Genomic DNA, 7,147 nt, shown 5'->3' with positions numbered 1-7,147 from the left:
CGGTGGGCCTGGGCTGCCCGCCCACCGGGGCGGCTTCCGTGGCGTGGCCCTGCTCGGCGGGCTTGTTGTGACCGGGGACGAGGAGCAGGGCGGAGACGACAGCGGCGGCGGCCACGGCCGGTGCGGCCACGCGGACGGGTATACGGCGAGCCCTCTCGCCGGCTCCACCCTCCGGCTCCTGGCGTGCCTCCGCCTTGCGCTGCAACTTCTCATGGTCGCGGACGAACTTGTTCCAGACGTCGTCCGGGACGGACGGCTGCTGCTCTTGGCTCACGGAACTGCCTGGCTTTCGGGACGGCGGCCTGGAGAGGTGCGTTCAGGTGCGTCCCTTTGCGCCGCGAGTGGTGGTGTCGGCGGAATTATGCACGGCGTGGGGGAGGAGGCGTGCGTTGAGGAGGGGGCCTTTGTGATCGATGGTTATGTCGGGGATGCCCATGTCTGCGAGAGGCGCCAGGTCCAACGGCTCGTGCGTGTTGTTGAAGATGTAGAGCTGTTTGAGGTTCGGGAAAACACGGGGCAGGTGTCGCAGACCTGCGAGCCCCTTCGCCTCGTCGAGGAACAAGCGCTCCATCTGGGGAAGTGACTCCGCATCCGCCCACCGGGTGAGGTCCTGCCTCTGGATACGCAGATCTGCGAGCGAGGGGAGGGATTTCAGAACCGTGAACTCATAAGGGTCACCCACGCTCACGTACGACAAGGTACGCAGGGCGCGACAGCGCCTCATTCCGGCCAGCTGCAGGTCAATCGACGGCCCCTCGCCAAGTCGAAGGTATTGAAGATTACGTGGCAGCACCAGATCTTGCTTGGAGCTGGTTACAAGCATCCAATCGAGCGTAAGGACCTGAAGTTTATCCATACGTGACATAGCGTCGAGGGGCCCAGGCCCCTCGAGCAGGGAGAGGTTCAAAGTGTGCAGCTCTTCGCCGTTCAACGCACCGAGGTCACCGAAGCAGTAAGAGTCCAGAATCCCCAACTCCGACAGCGGACGAGCCAGGCGGAGGGCCCTAAGGTCCACACCTTCACGGTTGTCACGGAAGGAGAGCGTCTCCAGGACAGGCGTGCCTAGATCCCTCAGGTCATCGGTCATGAGCGGACCCACACACCGCACCCACGGGCGGCCGCCGAGCCTTTTGAGCGCCAAGACCTCTGCCTTCGACTGAACGACGAATTCGAGGTCCTCCTTACCGGCATCGTCGTACACGAGCTTCCTGATGACCTCATCCGCATAGTGGTCAGTGTCGAAACGGCTCCACGCCCAGGCGAGCTGGGCGCGTACACCGAGGTAGTAGTGATCGGCGTACTCGGCCAGCAGGGGTATCGCGCGATCGTCAGCCACGGTGGTCGCCGCCACGACGACCGCACGAGCTACCTCATCCTGCTCGAGGCCGTACTTCCCCTCGGAGATCCCGTCCGGCCCTGGCAGCAGGTCGATGACAACCCGGCCCGCCGTCGCCAGCGCCTTGGCATCCTCAACGTCCCGCGGCGGAACGAGTTCGCGCGCCTCTTCAGCCACCCGGTTCCTTACGACTGGATCGAGCTCCGTCGCATGCTCCAGGCAAGCCGCAGCCAGCAGACGCAAACGTGGTCCGCGCGCGACATCGCACCTGGCGCGATCCAGCATCATCCCCAGCAACTCGGCCCGCGCCTTTGGCGACGCGTGGCCGATAGCCATGCGGAGCACGTCCTCCCACTGATCGTCGTGGGCATGGTCGACCAGGACATCGAAGTCCCATTCTTCAACCGCCGCTTGAGCACCAAGATAGTCCTGGAACGTGCGGTGGATGAAGTCCAACGTCCCGCTCGTCGGCCGACGCAGCAGACCACTGCGCAGGACAAGATGTCGCAGGATGCTCTCGGCGTCACCCCGCGCCGCGACCGAGGGCATGGCCGGCAGGGCCCGTTCGATGATCTGAACGGCCTTGCCCCACTCGATCTCCGAGCGGCCGTTGCGGATGAGCCAATAGGCGATCTTCTGCAGCAGGGCCGTCTGTTGCGCGTGCTCCAGCTCCGGACCGTCCGCGCCGACGGGAATGTCCCGCTCGCGATCGCGCCGCACGAGCAGCAGTTCGAGTGCGGCGCGGTAGAGCTCCATGCGGCCACGAGGGAGATTGCCGCGGCGGGAGCGGTTGAGCGCGCAGATCAATGCGCACATCAGCGGGTTGGTGGCGAGTCGGCCGAGGTCCGGCTTGGCGACCACCGCCTTCTTCAGTGCCGTGCCGAAGGCCCGGAGCTCCTCGCTCTGCTCCTGTCCCGCCGCCACGTGCCAGCGGTCGATGAAGGCCCCGACGTCCGTACGGCTCATCGGCAGCAGCTCCAGTTCCGTGAAGCCGGAGTCCGCGAGCCACCCTTCCCGTACAGCGGAGGGCCTGGTCGTGACGACGTACCGCGCGTCCGGGTACGCGATGAGCAGTTCCCTCAGCCATTCCAGGGTGCGGCGACGGTCGGCCTCGGGGACCTCGTCCACTCCGTCGATCAGCAGGAGCGCTCTGCCTTCGCTCAGCCAACGCGTCACCCGGCCGCGCGCGGCGGGAAGCCCTGCGAGCGGGCGGGCGACAGCCCGGAGGAACTCCTCGGGCCCCGGAAGCCCGCCGTCCACTCCGACGAGCGTACGCAGCGGCAGGAGCAGCGGTACGCAATCCCGGAACTGCTCCAGGCCGACGGGGATCTCGTCCTTCGCGGTGATCGACGTCAGCCATTGGAGCAGCGTCGTCTTGCCCGATCCCGCGGCGCCTCGCAGCAGCACGCGCGCCCGCCCGGCGAGGGCCGCCTCGGCACGCCGCGGCGCCGGAGCGGCCGTCTCCAGCAGCTCACGGCCCGGGGCCGAGAGCCAGCGCTCCCGCGGGGCCGTATCGCCACCCGTGACCTCCAGGCTCAGATACGCCGCGTCCAGCGGCCACCCCTCCCCCTCCCCGTCCGACAGCGTCAGCCCGACGATCGTCAACTCACCGGCCCGCTCCGCCAGATACTCCCGCAGTCGCCACTCGAATGACTGCTCCTCCGCCTCCAGGGACGGGGGCAGCGCCCGTGACGTCGTCCGGTGGCCGTGCTCCAGACACAAGTCGATGAATTCCGGATGCGACAGGACGCGGAACATGGGCGTGACCGTCAGCCGCCCGTGCCGCCAGCCGCCCGGGTCCGCGCAGACGACGCCGCACAGCAGGCCGCCCACGAAGACGGCCGCGCCGGACATGCCCGCCCACGGCGAGCCGCCGTCCGCCGGAGCGACCGGCGCGCCGTGCGCGCTGTCGAGCACATAGCGGCCGCCCAGCAGCCCGCTCCCCGGCTTGAGCGTGCCGACGAGCTGTTCCGTGTCCAGCTCCTCGTGCGCGTCACGGGCCACCTGCGGGAAGCCGATCGCCTGCGCGTCCCGCCAGACCAGGTCCCGGAGCCTGCCCCACACCACCGGTTCGAAGGAGGCGGCCGTCTCCGCCCCGACCAGGTCCCGCTCCGCGAGCAGCAGCGCCACGTCCCCCTGCTCGTCGTCCCGGACCCAGAGGACCCGGCACTCCACGAGACCGACACCACCTGGCACAGCCGCCCGCACGGGCTCCACCGCCACATGGGCCGCCGTCAGCACCAGGCGTGGGGCCAGCACATAGCCGCTCCCCTGCGTCCCCCGCCCCATCACCGCCGCGATGTGCTCTCGTACCGGATGCACGGCCCTCCCCCATGGACTCGTCCCGCACGTCTCGGAAAGTCAGTATCGCCCGGGCACTCGCACGCGCGGCCGGTTATCCACAGGAGCCGATGCGATCTTCTGATGAATCACCTGAATCGCCGTTCCGGCTTCGGCGGACGGCTCCCGCCGCCGCACCTGTGCCACCACCAGCGACCCCAGCACCACCGCCGCCCCCACGAGCTGCACGGCCCCCAGCCGTTGCCCCAGCACGATCCACCCCAGCGCCGTCGCCACCACCGGGCTCAGCAGGCCCAGGAACGTCACGTCCGCGGCCGGCAGTGCCCGCACCCCACGGAACCAGAGCGGATAGGACAGCCCCGCGCCCACCACCGCCAGGTACGCGTAGCCGAGTACGTTCGCGCCGCTCAGCGACTCCGAGGGCACGCCCTCGACGCACAGGGCCAGCGGCAGCAACAGTAGTCCGCCGCCCACCAGTTGCCACCCCGTCGTCGCCAGCAGCGGCGCGGGCGAGGCCCACTTCTTGCTCAGCACGACGCCCGTGGCCATGACCACCGCGCCGCCGAGCGCGGCGAGCACGCCCACGCCGTCGAGCCGGGCACCGGCCCGCAGGACGAGCAGGCTCACTCCGGCCACGCCCGCCAGACCGGTCAGCACCGTCCGCAGCGTGAGCCGCTGCCCGAGCAGCAGCGCCGCCAGCGCGGCGGCCAGCAGCGGCTGGAGCGCGCCCAGCGTCGCGGCCACGCCGCCCGGCAGGCGGTACGCCGCCACGAACAGCAGGGCGAAGAACGCCCCGATGTTGAGCGCGCCCAGCACCAGCGAGCGCCACCACCACGAGCCCTTCGGCAGACAGCGCGTGACCGCGACGAGCGCCAGCCCCGCGGGCAGCGCCCGGACGGTCGCCGCCAGCAGCGGCCGCCCCGGCGGCAGCAGCTCGGTGGTGACGAGGTAGGTGGAGCCCCAGATCATGGGCGCCACGGCGGTCATGGAAACGATCCCCACACGTTTGCTTAGCACTAAGCAAACGTAGCAGTCTTGCTTAGCGCTAAGCAATCTCTCTTAGTGGTGAGCTATCGATTAGGGTGGGGGTGTGGCAGATCAAGTCGACCGGATCCTGGCCCAGTGGGCCGCACAGCGCCCCGACCTGGACGTTTCCCCGATGGGCATCATCGGGCGCGTCCAGCGGCTCGAACGGCTGATCAGCGCCGAGATCCGGCGTACGTTCGCGCGGCACGACCTCGACACGGCCTCCTTCGACGTCCTCGCCACACTGCGGCGCAGCGACCCGCCCCACCGGCTCACCCCCGCGGAACTGATGCGCTCCTCGATGGTCACCTCGGGCGCGATCACCCAGCGGCTCGACCGGCTGGAGGCCCGCGGCCTCGTGACCCGCACCCCGAGCGACTCGGACGGCCGCGGTGTCCACGTCACCCTCACGGAAGCGGGCCGCAGCCTGGTCGAGGCGGTCCTCCCCGACCACATCGCCACCGAGAACCGCCTGCTCGCCGCCCTCCCGCCCGAGCGGCGCGCCACGCTGGCCGACGAACTGCGCGTCCTGCTGGAGGCGCTGGGCGACACCCCGCGTTGATCAGAGCTTGCGCAGCGACAGTCGCTGCACCTTGTGGTCCGACCCCTTGCGCAGGATCAGATTCGAACGACCCCGCGTGGGCGCCACGTTCTCCAGCAGATTCGGCCTGTTGATGGTGCGCCAGTTGCGGCGCGCGTAGTCGAGCGCCTCCTCCTCCGGGACCTGCGTGTAGCGGCGGAAGTAGGAGTGCGGGTCCTGGAAGGCCGTCATGCGGAGCTTCCTGAAGCGCTCGTAGTACCAGCGCTCGATGTCCTCCTCGCGCGCGTCCACGTAGACGCTGAAGTCGAAGAAGTCGGCGAGGCCCACCCGGGTGCGGCCGTCCTTGCCGGGGAGCGCGGGCTGGAGGACGTTGAGGCCCTCGATGATCAGGATGTCCGGGCGGTGCACGGTCAGGCGCTCGCCCGGGACGATGTCGTAGATCAGGTGGGAGTAGACCGGAGCCGTCACCTCCGCCTTGCCCGCCTTCACATCCGCGACGAAGCGGATGAGCGCCCGGCGGTCGTAGGACTCGGGGAAGCCCTTGCGGGACATCAGCCCGCGGCGGTGCAGCTCCGCATTGGGCAGCAGAAAACCGTCGGTGGTGACCAGCTCGACCCGCGGGTGCTCGGGCCAGCGCGCGAGCAGCGCCTGGAGCAGGCGGGCCGTGGTGGACTTGCCGACGGCGACACTGCCCGCCACCCCTATGACGAAGGGTGTTCCCGGCTGCGAACCATGGCCCTTGGTGCCCGCCTCGCCCAGGAAGGTGTTGAGCGTCCCGCGCAGCTGGCTGGTGGCCTTGACGTAGAGGTTGAGGAGCCGGGACAGCGGCAGATAGACGTCACGCACCTCGTCCAGGTCGACGACGTCACCGAGCCCGCGCAGCCGCTCGACCTCGTCCGCGGTCAGCGGCAGCGGCGTGTTCTCCCGCAGCGCGCTCCACTCCGCTCGGGTCAGGTCCACGTACGGGGAGGAGTCTGCGCGGCGGCGCTGCTGCGGCTGCGGCTGCTCTGTAGTGGTCGGCACGCCGCCCATTGTGCGCTGGGGGGCGTGCGCCCCTCACCTCCGGGTGCCGGTACCGGGCGCCCCCGTGGGCGTTCTCGTGGGATTTGGGTGACTCGTACGTGGGGCCGTCCGCGAACTTTCCATGGCGCCCCGGCCCGACCCCTGTACTTACTCCCACGTCAGTACTACGGTCCCAGCCTCCGGGCCGCGCCGCACCACGCTAGGGGCACCGTGTTCGTTCTCCGTGCAGCAGGCAGATCCGTACGGGTTTCCGTGCGCCAGTTCGTGCGCCGTGTGCGCTGCGCGCGCCCTGCGCGCCGTCCGCGCGCCCCTCGCGCCTTATGCGCTGTCGCGCCGGGCCCGCGCGACGACTTCGCCGCCGCGGTCTGCGGCGAGCTCGCCGCGGAGCTGCCGGACGAGGATCTGGGGCAGGATCTCGACGACTGCCTGGACCGTTACGAGTTCGGGAGCAAGCCGCGGTGCGAGGAGATCGAATACCTGGAGCTGCTCCAGGAGGCGATCTTTCGTATTGAGCGGGGGCGTTGATCGCCGTTGTCCCGGGGCGCCATCCGGGGTGCCACCTGAGCACCGTGCGCGCCTGCAGGCCGTGTGTGGTTGCTCGCGCAGTTCCCCGCGCCCCTTTCGGGGCGCGTTGGTCCCTTTGAGCCGTACGCTGCTCCGCATGTGCGGAATCGTTGGCTATGTGGGAGGGCAGTCCGCCCTCGACGTCGTATTGGCAGGGCTGCGGCGCCTTGAGTACCGCGGCTACGACTCGGCGGGCGTCGCCGTGCTCGCCGACGGCGGGCTCGCCGCGGCGAGAAAGGCGGGCAAGCTCGCCAATCTGGAGAAGGAGCTGTCGGACCGCCCGCTGCCCTCCGGCGGCACCGGCATCGGGCACACCCGCTGGGCCACCCACGGCGCCCCCACCGACGCCAACGCCC

General features: G+C 69.8%; 5 protein-coding genes and 2 pseudogenes. 3 read left to right on the top strand and 4 right to left on the bottom strand.

Features of this window, described 5'->3' with window-relative positions:
- From K6I34_RS27765 to K6I34_RS27755, 3 genes and pseudogenes are all read right to left on the bottom strand, one after another.
- A pseudogene (locus tag K6I34_RS27765) lies at window positions 1–274 on the bottom strand (hypothetical protein); the annotation flags it as partial.
- A 42-nt stretch (window positions 275–316) separates the two neighbouring features.
- A complete protein-coding gene (locus K6I34_RS27760; protein WP_229329889.1) occupies window positions 317–3,658 on the bottom strand; it encodes a serine protease in 3,342 nt (1,113 codons plus the stop codon).
- Between the two features lie 39 nt (window positions 3,659–3,697).
- On the bottom strand, window positions 3,698–4,624 hold the full coding sequence (locus K6I34_RS27755) for an EamA family transporter (RefSeq protein WP_229329887.1): 927 nt from the start codon (window positions 4,622–4,624) through the stop codon (window positions 3,698–3,700).
- 103 nt (window positions 4,625–4,727) lie between these two features.
- Between K6I34_RS27755 and K6I34_RS27750 the strand changes: the two genes are divergently transcribed.
- The gene (locus tag K6I34_RS27750) at window positions 4,728–5,225 is read left to right on the top strand and encodes a MarR family winged helix-turn-helix transcriptional regulator (protein WP_229329885.1); all 498 of its coding nucleotides are present in this window, start codon (window positions 4,728–4,730) and stop codon (window positions 5,223–5,225) included.
- Here K6I34_RS27750 and coaA read toward each other — a convergent pair whose 3' ends face one another.
- Window positions 5,226–6,236: a type I pantothenate kinase gene (coaA, locus tag K6I34_RS27745; RefSeq protein WP_238489872.1), complete on the bottom strand. Its 1,011-nt coding sequence runs from the start codon at window positions 6,234–6,236 to the stop codon at window positions 5,226–5,228.
- 243 nt (window positions 6,237–6,479) lie between these two features.
- Between coaA and K6I34_RS27740 the strand changes: the two genes are divergently transcribed.
- Window positions 6,480–6,752 (top strand): hypothetical protein, encoded by a 273-nt coding sequence (locus K6I34_RS27740; RefSeq protein WP_229329881.1) that lies wholly within the window; start codon window positions 6,480–6,482, stop codon window positions 6,750–6,752.
- 136 nt (window positions 6,753–6,888) lie between these two features.
- Window positions 6,889–7,147, top strand: a pseudogene (locus K6I34_RS27735) (glutamine--fructose-6-phosphate aminotransferase); the annotation flags it as partial.

The organism is Streptomyces sp. UNOC14_S4 (assembly GCF_020740835.1).
In the GTDB taxonomy this organism is placed as follows: domain Bacteria; phylum Actinomycetota; class Actinomycetes; order Streptomycetales; family Streptomycetaceae; genus Streptomyces.
This window is presented reverse-complemented; position numbering and strand designations above follow the sequence as displayed.

Excerpts from the sequence above, each read along its gene's own strand:
- K6I34_RS27755 (WP_229329887.1), bottom strand. The coding sequence starts at position 4,624 with ATGACCGCCGTGGCGCCCATGATCTGGGGCTCCACCTACCTCGTCACC.
- coaA (WP_238489872.1), bottom strand. The coding sequence starts at position 6,236 with ATGGGCGGCGTGCCGACCACTACAGAGCAGCCGCAGCCGCAGCAGCGC.